The 15,821-nt window shown below is 68.9% G+C and carries 14 protein-coding genes; 2 read left to right on the plus strand and 12 right to left on the minus strand.

The features are described 5' to 3' along the window. Nucleotides 1–12 precede the first annotated feature (12 nt). The 4 genes from GWK25_RS10300 to GWK25_RS10315 all read right to left on the minus strand — a co-directional run bounded on the left by GWK25_RS10300 (nucleotide 13) and on the right by GWK25_RS10315 (nucleotide 4,182). Nucleotides 13–1,641 carry a hypothetical protein gene (locus tag GWK25_RS10300; protein WP_215449498.1) on the minus strand — a complete coding sequence of 543 codons (1,629 nt, stop codon included), beginning with the start codon at nucleotides 1,639–1,641 and terminating at the stop codon, nucleotides 13–15. After that, nucleotides 1,638–2,255 (minus strand): WhiB family transcriptional regulator, encoded by a 618-nt coding sequence (locus GWK25_RS10305; protein ID WP_215449499.1) that lies wholly within the window; start codon nucleotides 2,253–2,255, stop codon nucleotides 1,638–1,640. Before GWK25_RS10305 ends, GWK25_RS10300 begins: the two co-directional genes overlap by 4 nt. A gap of 122 nt (nucleotides 2,256–2,377) precedes the next feature. Then, a complete protein-coding gene (locus tag GWK25_RS10310; RefSeq protein ID WP_215449500.1) occupies nucleotides 2,378–3,133 on the minus strand; it encodes an ATP-binding protein in 756 nt (251 codons plus the stop codon). Continuing rightward, the gene (locus GWK25_RS10315; RefSeq protein WP_215449501.1) at nucleotides 3,130–4,182 is read right to left on the minus strand and encodes a hypothetical protein; all 1,053 of its coding nucleotides are present in this window, start codon (nucleotides 4,180–4,182) and stop codon (nucleotides 3,130–3,132) included. Before GWK25_RS10315 ends, GWK25_RS10310 begins: the two co-directional genes overlap by 4 nt. Nucleotides 4,183–4,999: 817 nt before the next feature. Between GWK25_RS10315 and GWK25_RS10320 the strand changes: the two genes are divergently transcribed. Further along, on the plus strand, nucleotides 5,000–5,905 hold the full coding sequence (locus GWK25_RS10320; RefSeq protein WP_215449502.1) for a helix-turn-helix domain-containing protein: 906 nt from the start codon (nucleotides 5,000–5,002) through the stop codon (nucleotides 5,903–5,905). A gap of 42 nt (nucleotides 5,906–5,947) precedes the next feature. Here the strand turns inward: GWK25_RS10320 and GWK25_RS10325 are convergent, their stop codons facing one another. From GWK25_RS10325 to GWK25_RS10335, 3 genes are read right to left on the minus strand one after another with little or no spacing between them, the layout of a single operon-like run. Continuing rightward, complete coding sequence (locus GWK25_RS10325) at nucleotides 5,948–7,147, minus strand: amidohydrolase family protein (protein WP_215449503.1); 1,200 nt, start codon at nucleotides 7,145–7,147, stop codon at nucleotides 5,948–5,950. A gap of 29 nt (nucleotides 7,148–7,176) precedes the next feature. Then, a complete protein-coding gene (locus tag GWK25_RS10330; protein ID WP_215457309.1) occupies nucleotides 7,177–8,283 on the minus strand; it encodes an MAB_1171c family putative transporter in 1,107 nt (368 codons plus the stop codon). A gap of 12 nt (nucleotides 8,284–8,295) precedes the next feature. Then, on the minus strand, nucleotides 8,296–8,838 hold the full coding sequence (locus GWK25_RS10335) for a hypothetical protein (RefSeq protein WP_215449504.1): 543 nt from the start codon (nucleotides 8,836–8,838) through the stop codon (nucleotides 8,296–8,298). Nucleotides 8,839–9,545: 707 nt separating this feature from the next. Here GWK25_RS10335 and GWK25_RS10340 point away from each other — a divergent pair. Then, a complete protein-coding gene (locus tag GWK25_RS10340) occupies nucleotides 9,546–9,986 on the plus strand; it encodes a pyridoxamine 5'-phosphate oxidase family protein (RefSeq protein ID WP_215449505.1) in 441 nt (146 codons plus the stop codon). Between the two features lie 124 nt (nucleotides 9,987–10,110). On the opposite strand, the gene GWK25_RS10345 is transcribed toward GWK25_RS10340, so the two are convergent. The 5 genes from GWK25_RS10345 to GWK25_RS10365 form a co-directional block, all read right to left on the minus strand. After that, nucleotides 10,111–10,416 (minus strand): hypothetical protein, encoded by a 306-nt coding sequence (locus GWK25_RS10345; RefSeq protein WP_215449506.1) that lies wholly within the window; start codon nucleotides 10,414–10,416, stop codon nucleotides 10,111–10,113. Nucleotides 10,417–10,938: 522 nt separating this feature from the next. Next, the gene (locus tag GWK25_RS10350) at nucleotides 10,939–12,909 is read right to left on the minus strand and encodes an ABC transporter ATP-binding protein (protein ID WP_215449507.1); all 1,971 of its coding nucleotides are present in this window, start codon (nucleotides 12,907–12,909) and stop codon (nucleotides 10,939–10,941) included. A gap of 201 nt (nucleotides 12,910–13,110) precedes the next feature. After that, entirely contained in the window at nucleotides 13,111–14,166 is a 1,056-nt protein-coding gene (locus GWK25_RS10355) for a phosphotransferase (protein WP_308404205.1), read from the minus strand. Nucleotides 14,167–14,275: 109 nt separating this feature from the next. Next, the gene (locus tag GWK25_RS10360) at nucleotides 14,276–15,160 is read right to left on the minus strand and encodes an aminoglycoside phosphotransferase family protein (protein ID WP_215449508.1); all 885 of its coding nucleotides are present in this window, start codon (nucleotides 15,158–15,160) and stop codon (nucleotides 14,276–14,278) included. A 133-nt stretch (nucleotides 15,161–15,293) separates the two neighbouring features. After that, a complete protein-coding gene (locus GWK25_RS10365) occupies nucleotides 15,294–15,791 on the minus strand; it encodes a LuxR C-terminal-related transcriptional regulator (protein WP_215449509.1) in 498 nt (165 codons plus the stop codon). Between the last annotated feature and the right edge of the window lie 30 nt (nucleotides 15,792–15,821).

The raw sequence follows: 15,821 nt of genomic DNA on the forward strand, positions 1-15,821 counted from the left end.
GCGGGCACGTCCTCACCGAGCACTCCTCTTCTTTGTGGTGGACGTAGCCGTTTCGTGGCGCAGACGCTCCAGGACCGGCGTGAGGCGGTCGTTGCGGATGCCGATGTCGTGGGCGCGCATGATCTCCCTGAGCTGGGTGCGCGTGACCTCGGCGTTCCCGTCCCGTTCCAGCAGCTTGGGCACGTGGGGACGGAGCTGGGTGACGAGCTGGTCCACACTCACCTTCCCCTGCCTTCGGGACGGCTTGCCCTGACCACCTCGGGACCGGCTCCGGGACGCCTTCGGCCTCCTGCGCGCGGGGACCGAGTGGGGACGGTCCCCGTTGGGCTCGGTCCCCGTTTCGGAGTCGAGGGCATCGTGGTCCCCATTGGGGACCAGCATCGGGGACGCGAGATATGGGCTCTGAGCTGCGGTTTTGTCCCCGCTTTCCGGGCTGACGCCCCTGCGGTCCCCGGTGCTGCCGGTCCCAGGGACCGCGTTGTCCCGGTCCTCGTCGACGGCCTCGCCAGCGGCGGCATCCAAGTCCCGGTCCCCTACGGCTTCCCGGTCCCCAGTCGGCGTGCGGTCCCCTGTTTCGGGGACTGCGCGGGGACGGTCCCCACTCTCGGCGGGTACCGGCTCGGGGACCGGATCCGCATGGTCTTCTTCGGGACCGTCCCCGATCGGCGTGGTGTTCCCACTGGGGACCGCGAGCAGGCGGATCGGCCGGTCCCCGGATGCCGTCCCGTCGGCGAGGGACGGGCGCACGGGATCGTCGTCGCCGTGGTCCGCGTCTGGTGACGGCTGCGTCCAGGGCGAGGGCAGGTCGACGGTCGCGAGAGCGGTGGCATGGCGGCGGGCGGCGAGCTGGTCCAGGAGATCGCGCCTCTGCTCCAAATCGGTGCCGACGCCGGCCTTGGCGAGAGCCTTGGACAGCCGCCGGGTGATCAGCTGTCCCCGCCAGCTCTGGCGGCTCTTGGCGGAACGTTCCGCCAGGCGGGCGGCCAGGGCGACTGCCTTGGCGGTGGCCCGGTCACGGGTGATCTGGGCGGCGTCACGGTCGCGTTTGGCGATGCCGAGGCGGGAGAGCAGGCGTTCGCGAGCTTCCCGTCCGAGGGTGGCCAGGATGCCGTGCGAGGCGGCGCCGGGTTTGCGCAGTCGCAGCTCGATACCCATGGCCTGGTGCCACAGCATCGCCGCCATGATGGGGCCGACGAAGGCCCGCACCGTCCCGCCTACCGGTCCGGACTCGGCGTAGGCGGGGATCACCTGCACGCCGGTGATCATCCATACCAGGACTCCGGGCAGGCCCGGTGCGCCCTGGGAGGTGAGGTTCTGGCGGGCCATCAGCGCGGTGGCGAACAGCGCCAGTTCGGCGGCGCCGAACATGGCGGCACGCTCGGTGGTGCCGGCCATGTCGAGGTAGTCGGCGGCGAACCGCCAGCTGGTGTCGGCGCTGTAGGCGGTGCAGCCGAGCGCGGCGAGCGCTGCGACCCACACCGCCAGCGCAGACGACCGTGCCGTTCTGGCGCGTTCGCGGCGGCGCAGGGCAAGCCACCCGCCCACGAGTACGGCGAGGACCGGAAGCACAACGGCGGCGGTGATCACGGGCGACAGCTCGAAGGAGACGGCAGCCAGGGGCATGGCGGTGGGGTGGGTCATGCTGCCCTTCCGAGCGCGGTGATCAAGGCGTGGGTATGCACCTGCCGGGGCACGGGCGAGGAGATGACCTCGTCCTCCTCGTCGTCGGGCGTGGGCTCGGCCTCGTCGTACAGGCCCCAGTAGCGGTCGCGGTCGGCGACGGCATGGGCTGCTCGACGCATCAGGTCTCGGGCCCAGTCGAGTTCGAGCTGGAGGGTGTAGGCGAGGCGCTCGGGAGACCATCCGCGGGCGTAGGCGTGGCGGACGACGGCCTCGCGTTCGGCGTCGCTGAGGTGCACGTCGCGGCCTTGGAAGGCCGCCTTGACCCGCGCGTAGTCGAGGCGCTTGCTGACCCGGGCGTGCCAGGGGCGGCGCTCGATCTCGGTCAGCCCGCCCCACATCCCGTGCCGGATGTCGTTGTCCAGAGCGTAGTTGAAACAGTCCTTCTTGACCGGGCACCGGCCGCAGATGGACTTGGCCTCCGAGGCGGCCTCGTGGTCGCGTGGGGCATGGAAGAACAGCTCGTCGGCGTCCTCGGCTGGCATGCCGTGGCACAAGCCCCGGGCGTTCCAGCTGTGGTCGGCGATCCCGCGCAGCGTCGGGCGCGCGGTGTCGTTCGTGGTGATGGTGCGCAAGTCAGTCTCCGGGTACGCCTCAGCGGTCGCGCGGCACCGGCGGGGGTGGGCGCGGTGATGAGGCGGGGCAAGGGCGCGGCGGTGCCGCACCGGAGGTGAAGTCGGTTGTGAGAGCGGCCGGTTCAGCGGCGCTGGAAGCGCCGGTCCGGGCCGCTGAAGTGGACCGGGGTGCACATGCCGGACAGGCGGGACAGGACGCGGTCGCCGATCACGTCGCGCAGGACCGGCTGCTGCGGGGGCACGCCCCGGTCGCGGACCGGCGGCAGGTTCGTGGTGAAGATTGTCGGCAGGCGGTTCTGGCAGCGCCAGTTCACCAGCCGGAAGGTGATCTCCTCCGTCCACTGCGAGCCCTTGGCGGCGCCGAGGTCGTCGAGTAGCAGCAGCGGCACCCGCACGATCCGGCGCAGCATGTGCTCCGGGTCCACCCCGGACTGCGGGCGCATGTCGGCGTACAGGTCGGCGGCAGTCGTCGCCTGCCAGGACACGCCGCACCCGGCGGCGGTCAGGGCCCGGATCGCGCCGTACGCCTGATGCGTCTTGCCCGCCCCAGTGCTGCCCCACAGCAGCAGCGACGGGCCGTGCGCGATCCGCCGGCGTCCGGCCGCGCCGAAGTGCGGGTTGAGCCCGCCGGCGTTCGGCTCGACCGCGGCCTCGGTGATGGAGCGGACCCAGGCGGCGACGTCGGGGTGCTCGACCACGGCGTCGCGGTAGTCGACTGGGATACGCGCCTGCGCGGCCTCCAGTGCCGGGATCGGCTCCGGGGTGTCCGGCAGCGGCGCAGTCGGGTCGATGCCGCGTTCGGTCAGCCTGGCCTCCAACCGGGCGCGCAGCCGCTCGCCGATGGCGGGCTGAGGGTCGGCGAGGTGTGCGCGGGTCACAGGTGGCCTCCGAACGTCGTCGGCTCGGTCGGGTTGAGGTAGGGCGTGTATCCGGAGGTGCTGGCCCAGGGCCCCGCGCCGGAGGCGGATGACGCCGCCGAGGTGGCCTGCGGGGCTGCGTTGACGACCTCGTTCACCAGGCTCGGCAGCACGCTCGGGTGCAGGCCCTTGGCCCGCAGCCGCTCCAGGGCCGTGCGGATGTCCTGCGGGTCGAAGCGCTCGTCCAGCAGAACCCGGATCTTGCGCCCCAGCAGCCCGAGGACGTCCTCCGGCGGTCGGCGCTGGCAGTCCCGGACGTACTCGGAGACCAGCTCCTTCGCGGAGACCGATCTGGAGACGGCGTCGGGTGCGGGCGCCTCGCGCCCCCTAGGTACAGATCCAGGATCCAAGATCCTAGATCCAGAGCGGGAGTCCTCCGGGTGTCCTCCCGTAGTCCTCCGGGAGTCCTCCGGGACTGCCGTCTGACCTGCACTTTTCCCCGGCGGTGCCGCAGCGGATGCAGCTGGGCCGGTCTGCGGCACGGACAACGTCTCTCCGGGGCCCGTGGTGGTCTCTGCGGGCTGAGTGGCGTCCGCGACCGGGCGGTGCACGCCTCCCTGCGGGCTCCCGGAGTGCTCCGGGAGGGTTCCGTGAGATGTCACGGACGGTGCCGTACGTGTGGTGGGGCAGGCGCCGGTCTGGCACTTTCCGCACGGCTGGTGGCCCTGGTGGCGGGTGCAGCGCGGCACCCGGGACGCCGTGGCCTTGTTGATCTTCTGGTGCTGCTCCCACGTCACGACGTGCAGCCAGGTGCGTCCGTCGCATCCGGTGTAGCGGCATATCAATCCGGCGGTGGCCAGCTCCTCCAGGTCCTGCGCGACGTGCGCGGCGGTGTGCTCCGGGCGTAGTGCCCACAGCCGACCGGCGATGATCGCCGGATGGTCGCGGTGACGGCCGGAGTCGTCAGCCTGCGTCAGCAGCCCGATGAAGGTGAGCATGGCGGTCACCGAGCACTCCGCCAGCGACTCCGACTCGAACATCTCCGGCTTGACGGTGCGGATACGTGCCATCAGGCATCACCGCCACTCCGCCGCACTGACGGGGTGGCACGGGCACAGGCTGCCGCGCAGGCCGGGGTCTTCGGCCTTTCACGCAGGGCAGTCGGCATGCGAAACTCTCCCTTGAAGCAGATCCGTTCCGGTGCTGGTGGAAAGGGACCAGAGCGGATTCGTTGGGTGATCTCCGCGCCCTTCCCGGGGCGCGGGTGTCCTGGCCGTTTGGCGTCTGAGAGTTCCCGCTCTCAGACGCCGTCGGCGTTTATGGGGCCGTGGCCCGTTGCGGTGGGCGGTGCGCGCCTCACGCGTCTCCTTCCGTGCCGGTCGCCGGGCGGATGCCCGGCGGGGGACCAGCAACATACGTGTGGCCTGCGAAGACATCCAGACTTAGCTCTTGCCTTCTCGACAACTCGTCGGGCGGCGCCCAGGGCGGGTCGAGGAGGCGGAGCGAGGCGAAGGAGAAGTGCCCCCCGGAGTCAGGCGTCGCACGCACCGAGCGGACTGGCCGCTGGGCTTAAGGGGTGCTGCGGCATGGCGCGGACTTCCTGACGGGGAGGGGAGAAACGGGGTATCCACTGCGGAGCCGGGGGACTACTGCTGGGACTGCTGACCCCCAGGTACGCGGTGGAACACGCCGCGCCGCCGCGAAGAGGGGACCTCTCACACGAGGTGCGGGACCTCACCGCAGCCCCGAGGTGCTGGTGGGGAGGCCGAATCCAGAGGGCGAGCGGTATGCGAAGGCGCTCTGTTTTCGCTACGCTGAAGCTATTCCCATCAGAAGTAAAAGTCAACAAGATGCATTCACTTCAACTTGGAGAAAAAGCGAGGTCTGATGCCTGCCCGTCACTTCGACCGAGACCGTGCTCGCGCGGTACGGCGAGCTGCCGACATCTTCCAGAGTGAAGTGGCGGCAGAGCTGGGCGTGTCCGACTCCGCGGTGGCGAACTGGGAGGCCGGCCACTCCTCGCCCGATCCGGAGAAGCTGCCCGCATACGCGGCGGCCCTCAGGGGTGACCTGTACGATCTGTTCCCGCGCACCGGCCTGCCTGATCTGGCCGATCTGCGCTGCGATGCTGGCATCTATCAGTACGAGACGGCCGCGGTGATCGGAACCAAGAGCGCCGGACCGGTCGCGGGAGCCGAGCGCGGTGACCGCCGACTCAAGGACAAGTACGTCGCGGCCCTGGCAGCGAGATACGGCGTCAGTGAAGCCGAGCTGCGCCGGGCCGAGGACCGCTCCATGGCCGCCGCAGAGGCGAGAAAGAACGGCACGGCGGGGGAGTCCGAACTCCAGGAAGCCGCCGCTGCGGAGTTCAGCGGGCCGCCGGGATCCCTCGCCGAGAAGATCACTCTGATCTTGCAGCGCTCCTACCCCGGTCCGCAGGGACCCCCCTCGGACGCCGAGATGGCGGCCGAGGTGAATGCCCATGCCGGGGCGGAGATCATTGCCGGGGAAGACTTCGCCGATCTTCGGGCTGGCGTCACGGACACGGCGCCGCCCGTGGTCCTGGATGCGCTGGCCGCCGTTGTCGGTGTGTCCCGGATGTACTTCGAGCCGGACGAGGCCGTGGCCGCCCAGGTCTATGAAGGTCTCCAGCTGCTGGCCGCCGCGAAGAAGGGCGCCGTGGGCCGGGTGCGAGCTCGCGGCCTGGGTTCGCAGGGTCTGTCGCCCAAGGCGTTGGCGCTGGTCAACGAGCTGGTGGCGGAGATGATGGAGAAGGAGGCGGACACCAAGTAGTAGTCCGGCCCGCAGCTTCTGGGCTGCGGGCCGGCGGCGTGGCTACTGCTGCTTGTCTGCTGGCGAGCTCGCCTCGTGCACCCGTCCTGCCGCGATCACGGCACGGATCTGCTGGAGGGCACCGAGGTCGTCCAGCGGATCTCCGCCGATGACCAGCAGGTCCGCGCGGAGCCCGGGCGCGATCCGGCCCGTCTGCCCGCCCAGCCCCAGGGCTCCGGCCGCGTCCGCAGTGGCCATGTCGAGGATCCGGCTGTTGGGCAGGCCCAGGTGCTCGTAGAACGCGAGCGCTGGCGAGAGCCCGTCGAACCCGGCCCGCTGAACGCCGGCGTCGGTCCCGGCGATGAGCTTGGCGCCGGCTTCGGCCATCTCGCGGACCAGGGCGAACATGGCTGCTGCCCGCTCTTCCCCGAAGAAGCGGGGCAGCATCTGCCAGTGCGGGCTGACGGCAGGGCAGACCGCGATGCCCTGGTCGATGATCTTCTTCAGGACGTCCTGACGGAGGTCGAAGCCGTCGCTCGTCATCCAGGTGCAGTGCTCGATCGTGTCCACGCCGGCGTCCACGGCCGATGCGATGCCGTCCGCTCCGTGCGCGTGCGCGGCCACCGGCACTCCGGCCTGGTGTGCTTCGTCCACCAGGGCCTGGAGTTCCTCTGCGGAGAACTGGCTCTGCCAGCTCTTCGGCCCGTCCTTGGTCAGGCCGCCGCCGGTCACCATCGCCTTGATCACGCCGGCGCCCCCAGCGAGGTTGCGGCGCACGAGATCACGGACCTCGGCCACGCCGGAGACCTCACCGCCCAGGAAGTGGCAGTGGCCTCCGGGCGGGGTGGCCGGTGTGCCCGCGGACACGATGCGCGGGCCGGGAGTGCTGCCCCGGCTGATCTCCGTGTCGAGGCGGAGGGCAAGGCCGTTGCGGTCGCCCAGGTCGCGGACCGTCGTCACACCGCTGGACAGGAGCTGCTCCGCGCGCTGGCGCATGTCCTGCAGCAGTCTCTCGTCGCTGGACTCGTGGAGAGTGGCTACAGGGTCGCCGCCACCGTCGAACGCGAGATGCACGTGGGCGTCGATCAGGCCGGGCACCACCGTCTCGTCGGGAAACGCCAGGAGGATCCCGTCTGCCCCGGCGCGGTCAGCGAGCTGCGTGCGCGGCCCGACTTCGATGATCGAGTCGCCCTCGACGAGGACGGCACCGTCCTCCAGGTATGTCCCGGACCCGGTCAGGACCCGGCCGGCTGTGATCAGCATCTCGTCTCGTCTCCCTCGTTCCTCCACGGTCACGCAGTCAGCCTGAGCGCTTCCGACACCGCGATCAGCTGACGGACATCAGCGTTTCGGTCGTCTTCCTGCGGCACTGCCAGGGCGACCGCCTGACCCGGTGCCGGGACGCCGTTCTTGATCATGGTCGCGGCGGATCGCAGGCGCCGGGCCAGCTGAGTCGGATCAAGGTCCAGCAGGCCGGTGCCGTCCTCCCCGCGGACCAGGTAGGGGCTGATGTCAACCAGTCCGTCCCGGCATTCCACTATCCGCCGGTGGTAGCGGCGGTGCACGCCACGCGCCCGCCACCGATCCCAGAGCCCGCGGGAGGCAGGGCGCAGCTCATTCTCCGGATAGACCTCGATCAGCAGCTGCCACAGCGGGATCAGCCGACGGTGATCCCGCCGTCGGCGCAGCCACAGCCGCGTCGCTGTGATCCTGGCGCGAACTCCCGAATAGGTGATGCCCGCGACGAAGAGCAGACTTGACACCACCAGCCCGACCGCCACGCTCGTCGTGAGCTGGTGCGACACGGAACCTCCGCTCCACCGGACGGCGACGAAGACCGCGCGAACGGCGCAGGCCGCTGCCATCGCGCCGAGGCCGATCGCGGTCATCCACAGCCCCGTCGCGTGTGGGCGACGGGACATGCGGGCGTAGCGGGCGGACCACCGTCCGGCAGCACCGAGCGCGTACATCAGGTACAGGCCGGCGCCGGTGTAGAAGAAGGCGACCTGGGGGATCGTCATGTCCGCCGTGCTGAACGAGCCGGCGAGCGCCTCGTGCGGCACGTTCACGGCCGCCAGGATGATCGTCGCCATGACTGCGGCCACGACGACGGCTTCCCACCGGGCGCGACGCCGCGCTGCTTGCCCGTCTGCCGAGTACAGGTAGAAGCACATCAGGAAGTAGACCGTCAGCAACAGTAGGACGTTCTGGACCAGCTTCGCCGTGCCGTGCCCGGCCACGGTGTCGATGCCGGTGGTGCCCCCCGGCATGGCCACCGGATACGACAGGCCCGCGCTGAGGAGGGAGAGGGCGACCGACCGGGTGGGAGCGTCGTGCGGGGCGCGAGACCACAGGTGGAGCCGCCAAATGACGGCAGCCGCGATGATCAGCAGGAGCATCTCGGTCACGGACTACAACCACCCTCGCCGGTCACCCAGGGCGGACTGCACTCGACGTACTTCCGGGTCGTCGGACAGCGGCGGGAGTTCGTCGAGCACCGAGGACCACTCCAGGATGATCGTGGCCGCGAGCTCGACCGAGCACTCCTCCTCTTCCTCGTACGAGCAGCGGCGGGCGACCCGCCGGATCAGCTTGGGATCGAGTACGGGGATGAGGGTCGCCCAGCCCTCGACGAAGTCGTCCGGGGACTCCTCCGGCGACTCCTCGGCCCGATCCTCCTCCCACTCGGCGACGAGGATATGGAGGATCTCGTGGAGGATGATCTGCCGCTGGTGCAGCCGGGTCGTCTCCTGCTGGTAGAGGATCACGTCCATCTGTGGCATGTCGATCCACAGCCCCGAGGGTCCCGGCTTCTCCAGCGGGAAGGTGCGCAAGACTATCGGGCGTCCGCGCCTCTCACTGAGCGCCCGGACCAGCTCCTCCACGTCCAGGGGAGGGTGAATGCCGAGGTTGCGCAGCTCTTGCCGCAGCCGCCGGTGGAGGTCGCGTTCCACGGTCCGCTTCTCAGTCTTACGCCACCGCCCCAACCGCCGGCGGATCGCCTGCTCTCGCGCAGGCACCGGAGATTCCGGAGTGTCGCTAGCTCTTTCTCCCGGAGACATTGAGCAATCCCTTCGTACCGGCCGATCGGGGCTCTTGCTCGGAGCCGGGCGCCAGCCACCACGGGTCAACGATGTTCGGGTCCCCGGACGGCACTCATGAAGGTGATCACGGACGCCGAGACCAGCACCGACCGAAGGGCACACGCCGACCCCAGCGATTGAGCCGCGAGGACACGCTCGATCCCCTCCGGACATACACGGTCGCTAGCGCGAACGAGCATTCGGCCCGGTCGAAGCCCTTCGGTGAGGCTCACGGGAACAGACTCGGACTTTACGTGAGGCTCGTATGAGATCAAGGCCGGAAAACGACATCTCGAAGATCAATGAAAGGTGGTGATCAGTGCCAATAAAACCTGCCAAATCATCCATTCCTGAGTTTTGATCATGGCCCTGAACTGCCGATTCACTTGCGGTCATTTTGATCGCTCGCGCATGGCAGGCTCGCACTTCTGTTACCGGTTTGAGATATTCCGCAACGGTGTAATGCGGTCATGTCGTAGTCAACGCCGCATAAAGTCGGCACCCTGAGTGTGAAGGCTTGTGTGGAAGCGGTCACTTCTGTGCCAATCCGCGAGGTGCTCCGCGTTACGATCCCGGGCATGCCTAGTGACGAATTCAGCCAGACATCTGAACACTCTGAGTTCTGGAATGAATACCATCTGTGCACGCTGACCACTCTGCGGCCCGACGGAAGTCCGCATGTGGTGCCCGTCGGAGTCACCGTTGATGTCGACGCCGGAGTCGCCCGAGTTATCACACGCAAATCAAGCAAGAAGGTCGCCAATATTCAGGCGTTCCGTCCCGGCGAAGCCCGCGTGGCCGTTTGCCAGGTCGACGGAGGACGCTGGGCCACCCTGGAAGGCACGGCCGAGGTGCTCACAGACGCGGCAGCGGTCGACGATGCCGTGGCGCGCTACGCCGACCGGTACGGACGGACTCCGGCCCCGGACCCCGAGCGCGTGGTCATCGAGATCAGGATCGAACGGGCCATGGGACTGGCCGCACTTCCCCGCCCTGCGTCGACTGAACATGCCGCGTGATCTGGCCTCCCGCCCTGTCGCCGTACAGGCGGCGGCACGCGGCGTAGGCCGATCCCCACACAGCCCTCGGTGCCGACGGGCTCTTGAAGCTGGCGTTGGCGCGGCGTCCCAGGTGACGTGACGCTCAGTTGTTGGTGATGGCAGCGTCGCGGAGCCTCTCGAAGAGCCTCGGGATCTCGTCCTCCGTGGCCTTCGTCGACATCGCGAGATAGCCGATCACGGACAGGCTTAGTTCCCTGACTGCAGGGCCTTCGGCTGACTTGGACGATCGCCGGTAGGCATCGATAAGCACTGCTGTGACGGCGGTGGTGGGATCGCTGCCCACCTTGGCCTCGGCTGCTGCCTTGTATTCGTCGTCGAGGTCTGGGGCAATGCCGAGGCGGAACAGCATGGATATTTGTCCGAAGCGGTCGGCGAGGTCGATGACCACGTCGAGGATGTCTCGCTCGGAGTCTTCACGGTGTGACAACGCGTTGACCGCGTCGGTTCGCCATCCCAGACAGCCTGAAGGTAGGCGACGGCAGTAAGAATCTCGTCCTGCGTCATGTCGGCCGCCGTCATGATGCTGCGGGTAGTTCATGGTGGACCGCCGCCCCGGCCCGTCGGGTGTACGCGTCGATGTGATCCGCGGTGAGGCAGTCGGCGATCCCGGCCAAGGCGATGGTCAGTACTCCGCGGGCTGCCCGCCTGCCCCGTGTAGCCGCCAGACGGCCCGCAGATTCGGTGATCGAGGCCGCTCTCGTCAGTGCCATGGGCCGATACTTCGCGCCCATCTGCCCCTCATCCCGGCTGTGCCCTTCTCCGTACAGGGCGACGGCCCTGGGGCCGTGGACGTGTGCCTCGCAGTTGATGGCTGCTACGGCCCGCACCGCGATATCGCGGTGCGGGCGTTGCGTCGGCTGCGGGAGTGGCTCATGATTCTGGTGCCCCACCGTTCCTGGTGTCGAATCGTTCAGAACAGGGCTGGCTGGTTCAGTGGCACGTTCTCTTCGGAGCCAGCCGGGGCAGGTACACGGCCGGTGCGCTCGTTCTGCAGATCCCACAGTTCGCGGAACAAGCCGTCCTCCTGAGCCAGCAGTTCCTCGGGGGTGCCGTGCTGGATGACGCGGCCTTTGTCCAAAACGACGATGCGGTCGGCGATGGTCACGTTGGTGAGCCTGTGCGTGACCAGGACGACAGCCCGGTCGGCGGCAAGCCGACGCAGCCCGGTGAAGATGCGGTGCTCGGCCCTTGGGTCGAGGGCTGCGGTCGGTTCGTCCAAGACGAGCAGTCCGGCCGGCCGATGGAATGCGCGGGCGAGCGCGATCCTCTGCCACTGTCCGCCGGACAGTTCCTGCCCACCCCACCATTCCTTGGCCAGCAGGGTGTTCAGCCCGCTGCGCAACCCGTCGATGACTTCGTCGGCGCCTGCGGCATGCGCGGCGGCGAGCACTGCGGCGTCCCCGTCCTCGGTGGCCTGGCCGAGGGTGATGTTCTCTCGCGCCGACAGAGGCCAGCTCGCGTAGGACTGCGGTACGACGGCGACACGCTCCCAGGTGGCGTGCGCGTCCAGGTCCCTGGTGTCGATTCCGTCCCAGGAGACGGCTCCTTGATCGGGCAGGTACAGAGCCGAAAGGATCTTGCTGAGGGTGGTCTTGCCGGAGCCGTTCTCGCCCACCAGCGCGACGACTTCGCCGCGCCGGACCTCCAAGGAGACGTCGTCGAGGGCAGGACGGTCGGCGCTCGGGTACTGGAAGGTGATGTTCTCGGCGCGTACGACGGTGGGGGCGGCCGGCGCCTGAGAGCCGCGGTCGATCCGATGCCCGCCGGCTTCGTCGATGAAGTCCGCCCAGTCGTCCAAGTACATTCCCGTACGGAAGAGTTGGGCCCCGTAGCCGACGACCCCGTCCAGTCCCGCGCTGACGCGGCCCAATGCGAGGAACGCGGTGCCGACGGCGGCGACCGAGATCTGCCCGGCGAACACCAGCAGCGCCAGGGCCACCCACACCACCGCGTGGGCGAGACCTCCCGCTGCCCCGCCCACCAGGGAGATCCTGGCCGAGCGCCAAGTGGCCTGGTCGGTGGTCCTGTCGATCCGCGCTCCGGCCGTGCGGTACTTGTCGAGCAGGAACGGCGCCATGGTGCCGGAGCGGACCTGGTCGGCGGTCTGCTTGTCGACCATGTACCAGCGCAGCATGCCCAGCAGCCGCCGGTCCTTCGTCGTGGCGAGCGAGGCGATGTAGCTGATGCGCGCCGCACGCACGCTGGCCACTCCCTTCGGCAAGGCCGCCAGGAGGAGGAGCGGCAGAAGGATTGGGTGCACGGCGGTCAGGACAAACGCCGAGGCGATCAGTGACGCCGAGGCGGCAAGGATGTACTGGGCTTCGGTGAGGAGGTCCCTGGAGACTTCCACTCCCCGGTCGGCCGCGTCCCAGCGGTCGTTGTATCCGGGGTTGTCGTACGCGGCGAGTTCCGCCTTGGTCGCCGCGTCGAGGAGCTCGAGTTCGGCCTCCCGGGCGATACGCGGGGCCAGCCGTGCCGACAGCGCGGTGGAGGCGATACCCAGCAGGGCGCGCAGACCGATGGCCCCCGACAGGACGACAAGGGAAGGTACGGCGGAGCGGAGCTGGTCGCCGCTGATGTGCTGGGAGGCGATCAGCGGCTTGATCACCCCGGTGGTGGCCATCAGCCCGAACGCTTCAAGTACCCCCGAGAGGAGCTGCACGCCGAGCAGGGCGATGACTGCGGCGCGGTCGACCTGCCAGCCCAGTGCGAGGGACCGGCGGATCAGTTGGGGCAGACGCCGGGCCATCGCACGGGTCGTGATCGCGTTGGCGGCCTCGATACGGCGGTCGCCGGGGATGACGAACTTCAGTTCCTCATCCGAGACCTCCGCCTCGTCGGTCCGCGCGGTTGTCGCGGTGGGCTTCGGGATGGTTGTCATCGGCTCCGGCCCTCCACCGAAACGCGGTGCCCGGCCAGGGAGGTCGTACGGAATCCCAGCGGATCACGCTGTTCGCGGATGAGTGCAAGGTGCAGACCGGTCACGGTTTGATACGCCAAGACGTCCCCCTGTATGCCGTGTGTGGTTGAGGCTGTCGCTCGTCAGCCGTTTCGTTCAGCGCAGTCGGAAGGTGCTGGATGGTCAGGACGTGTCTCCGTTCGCCTCAAGGCCAGTGAGCTCGTCTTCGATGCCCTCAAGGTCACTGAGCAGGCGGCGGATGGTGATCTGACGCTCGCGCCAGTGCCGCTTCAGATCCGCCTCCGCCTCCCCCGGCAGGTCGTACTCGGCGGTCGTGGCGCCGTAGAAGCTGAACAGCATGTACAGCAGCGCGATCCGGGCGCATGCCCGCACCTCCCGCAGCGGGAGGCTGGGGTGCTCCGAGCGGTAGGCCCTGGCCATCGCCAGTGCGCAAGCGGCCCAATCAGTGCTGGTGGCGACGGTGCGAGGGTCGAACGCCGCCCGCCCCAACTCCCAGGCCGGCATAGCGCTGGCGCAGCGGAAGTCGGTGACGCCGGTGACAGCGTCGGCGAGGGTGATCAGGTTGGTGCGGCTGAGATCCGCATGCAGTGCCTGTTCCGCCAGAGTCTCGGGCAGATGTTCCCGCAATAGGTGGACGTGGGCGCGCAGGCCCCCACGCCGCTGGTCGAGGTCAACGCGTAGTTGGTCGAGACGGTCGTGGCCTTGGCGCGTGGCCCTGGCCATCACGGCGTCGCATTTCGCTACGGCGTCCTCGACGGGCTCGGTCCGCCAGCGGGTCTGCTGCACGCGCTTCGGCAGCGGGTACGCGGCGAGCGCACGGTGCATGCGTCCCATGACGACGCCGATGTGCTCGGCGAGGGGGACCGTCATCGCCGAGGGGTTCACCCGTCCGGGAGCCTCGTCGACCACGGCCCATGCGCTGCCTCCCGCGATGGTGACCAGGTTGTCGTTGGTGTCGGGCCACACCCGCGGAACGGGGAGCTTCGCGGCCCGGCAGTATTCCGACATGTCCCACGCGTTGCGCGCCTCGTCCAAGTCGGCCATCGAGGGGTACTGCTTGACGTACAGCCGCAGCCCGTCGTCCGTCAGGACTCGCCGGTTGATGGTGTCCGTGCCCATGTGCACCGGTTCGACGATGTCGGCGACCAGCCCGTACCGGTCTTCCAGCACGTCAGCGGTCAACGTCTCGCCCCAGCCTGCTTCGTCCACAAAGATCACCGGCCTTCGCGTGCAGAGGCACAGTGGGCGGTGAGGACGGTGAAGGCGATGAAGGCATCGCGACGATCGCCGAACAGGTGCGGAGCCGTGGACGTTCGAGCGAAGACGTTCACGTATGCCACCCGCCCCACACCCTCTTGCGGGTCTCCAGGCGAAGGTTCTCCAGCATGATGTGCGCCTCGTCGACCAGGCCGCCGTCGCGGTGCTTGATCCCCCAGTTCAGCGAGTCCAGAGCATCCAGTGCCCCGTAGGCCCGGCATGCGACGAGTTCCTCCGTGGTGAGGTGCCGGCCGTATCCGTGGTGGAAGGCGGCGTTGAGGTCGGGGCGGTGGTGCAGGATCCGGTAGCGGAGTCGGCTCAGGTCCCGGTAGGCGGCGGACCGAAGCTCGGCCCTTTCGAAGTCGATGATCCGCAGCCGCTGTTCGGTCTCGTCCCACATCCAGTTCTTGGGCATGTAGTCGCCGTGCTGGGCTACCCGGGGCAGGCTCGAAGGAACTTCCTCGGCGAGCGTGCGCACAAGCGCGAGGTCGTACTCCGGCACGTACGCCGCCGTACGGTCCAGCAGTTGGGCGACCGCCTCGTCCCACGCCTCCTCCGTCGCTACCGGCGTCGGCTCGTCGGCTGCCGCGGTGTGGAACCGGGCGAGCAGTGCGCCCGCCTGCTCGTAGGCCGCCCGTTCCTGCTCGGCCGGCAGGCGCAGCGTGTCGAGACCGCCTCCGGGCACGGCGGTGATCAAGGCGGTGCGCGTCTGCGTGTCCGCGGCGACCAGCTCGGGTGCACGGCCGACACCCAGCGCCACGGTCCACTTCTGGTACGCGGTCACCTCGCGGTGGTGGAGCTTCGCGCCCGCGTGGACCTTCCCGAACCACCTCTCGCCTTCAGGCCCTTTGATTTCCCAGACCGAAGGCCGGATGTCGCCGGGCCTGGGATGCTCGGCGACCACTGTGTACGTGTTGGTCACCGACTCCACCAGGTGGTGGAGTGCGTTGGGCATGTCGGTCACGGTGCGCCCTTCCGCTCGCCGAGCCCTCCGACCGTGCCACGATGGGTGACGGGTCGGATGCACTCAGTGTCCTGTTGTGGGTGGGTAGCTTGCCAGGGGGCACTGACATTGCGGCCTGAGCTGGTCATCTGGGGGTGGGAACGCGGAGGACGGTCCCGGAGGCCATCTCGGTCAGGGACTCGTCGAGCACCTCACAGCTCCAGCCGAGCGTCACGAGGTGCGGGTCGTTCTCGGCCTTGACGCGCTCCCGTAGGGCCTTGAGCCGCGCGACTGCGCTGTCACGGCTGATGCGGGCCCGGTCCGCGAACTCCTGTGACGTCATACCGATCGCGACCATCCGCCATGTCTCGATCTCCGTTTCCGAGAAGGCCTCCGGGAAGGTGGCCGTCTCGGGACGCTGGAGTTGCCCGGTGACGAAGCAGGCGTGGACGACGGCGGCCCGGCCTCTCACGCCGAGCTTCTGTCCGCAGTGCTTCAGCTGCACGTTGATCGTGCCGATGGTGATGGACAGCTCGGAGGCGATCGCGTGGGTGCTCTCGCCCTCCGCGACTTTCTGGGCGATCCGAAGCTGTGCGGGTGTCAGCGGAAGCGTCGCGGGCGGGCGGGTCGGGCGGGCACTCACGGTTGTGGATCCTTTCTGCGGTGCGGGCTT

It is taken from the genome of Streptomyces sp. ATCC 21386, from assembly GCF_018728545.1.
GTDB lineage: Bacteria > Actinomycetota > Actinomycetes > Streptomycetales > Streptomycetaceae > Streptomyces.

Bases quoted from the DNA above. Each gene is read 5' to 3' on its own strand.
- GWK25_RS10325 (WP_215449503.1), bottom strand. From the start codon at position 7,147: ATGCTGATCACAGCCGGCCGGGTCCTGACCGGGTCCGGGACATACCTG.
- GWK25_RS10315 (WP_215449501.1), bottom strand. From the start codon at position 4,182: ATGGCACGTATCCGCACCGTCAAGCCGGAGATGTTCGAGTCGGAGTCG.
- GWK25_RS10360 (WP_215449508.1), bottom strand. From the start codon at position 15,160: ATGCCCAACGCACTCCACCACCTGGTGGAGTCGGTGACCAACACGTAC.
- GWK25_RS10350 (WP_215449507.1), bottom strand. From the start codon at position 12,909: ATGACAACCATCCCGAAGCCCACCGCGACAACCGCGCGGACCGACGAG.
- GWK25_RS10300 (WP_215449498.1), bottom strand. From the start codon at position 1,641: ATGACCCACCCCACCGCCATGCCCCTGGCTGCCGTCTCCTTCGAGCTG.
- GWK25_RS10320 (WP_215449502.1), top strand. From the start codon at position 5,000: ATGCCTGCCCGTCACTTCGACCGAGACCGTGCTCGCGCGGTACGGCGA.
- GWK25_RS10340 (WP_215449505.1), top strand. From the start codon at position 9,546: ATGCCTAGTGACGAATTCAGCCAGACATCTGAACACTCTGAGTTCTGG.
- GWK25_RS10330 (WP_215457309.1), bottom strand. From the start codon at position 8,283: ATGCTCCTGCTGATCATCGCGGCTGCCGTCATTTGGCGGCTCCACCTG.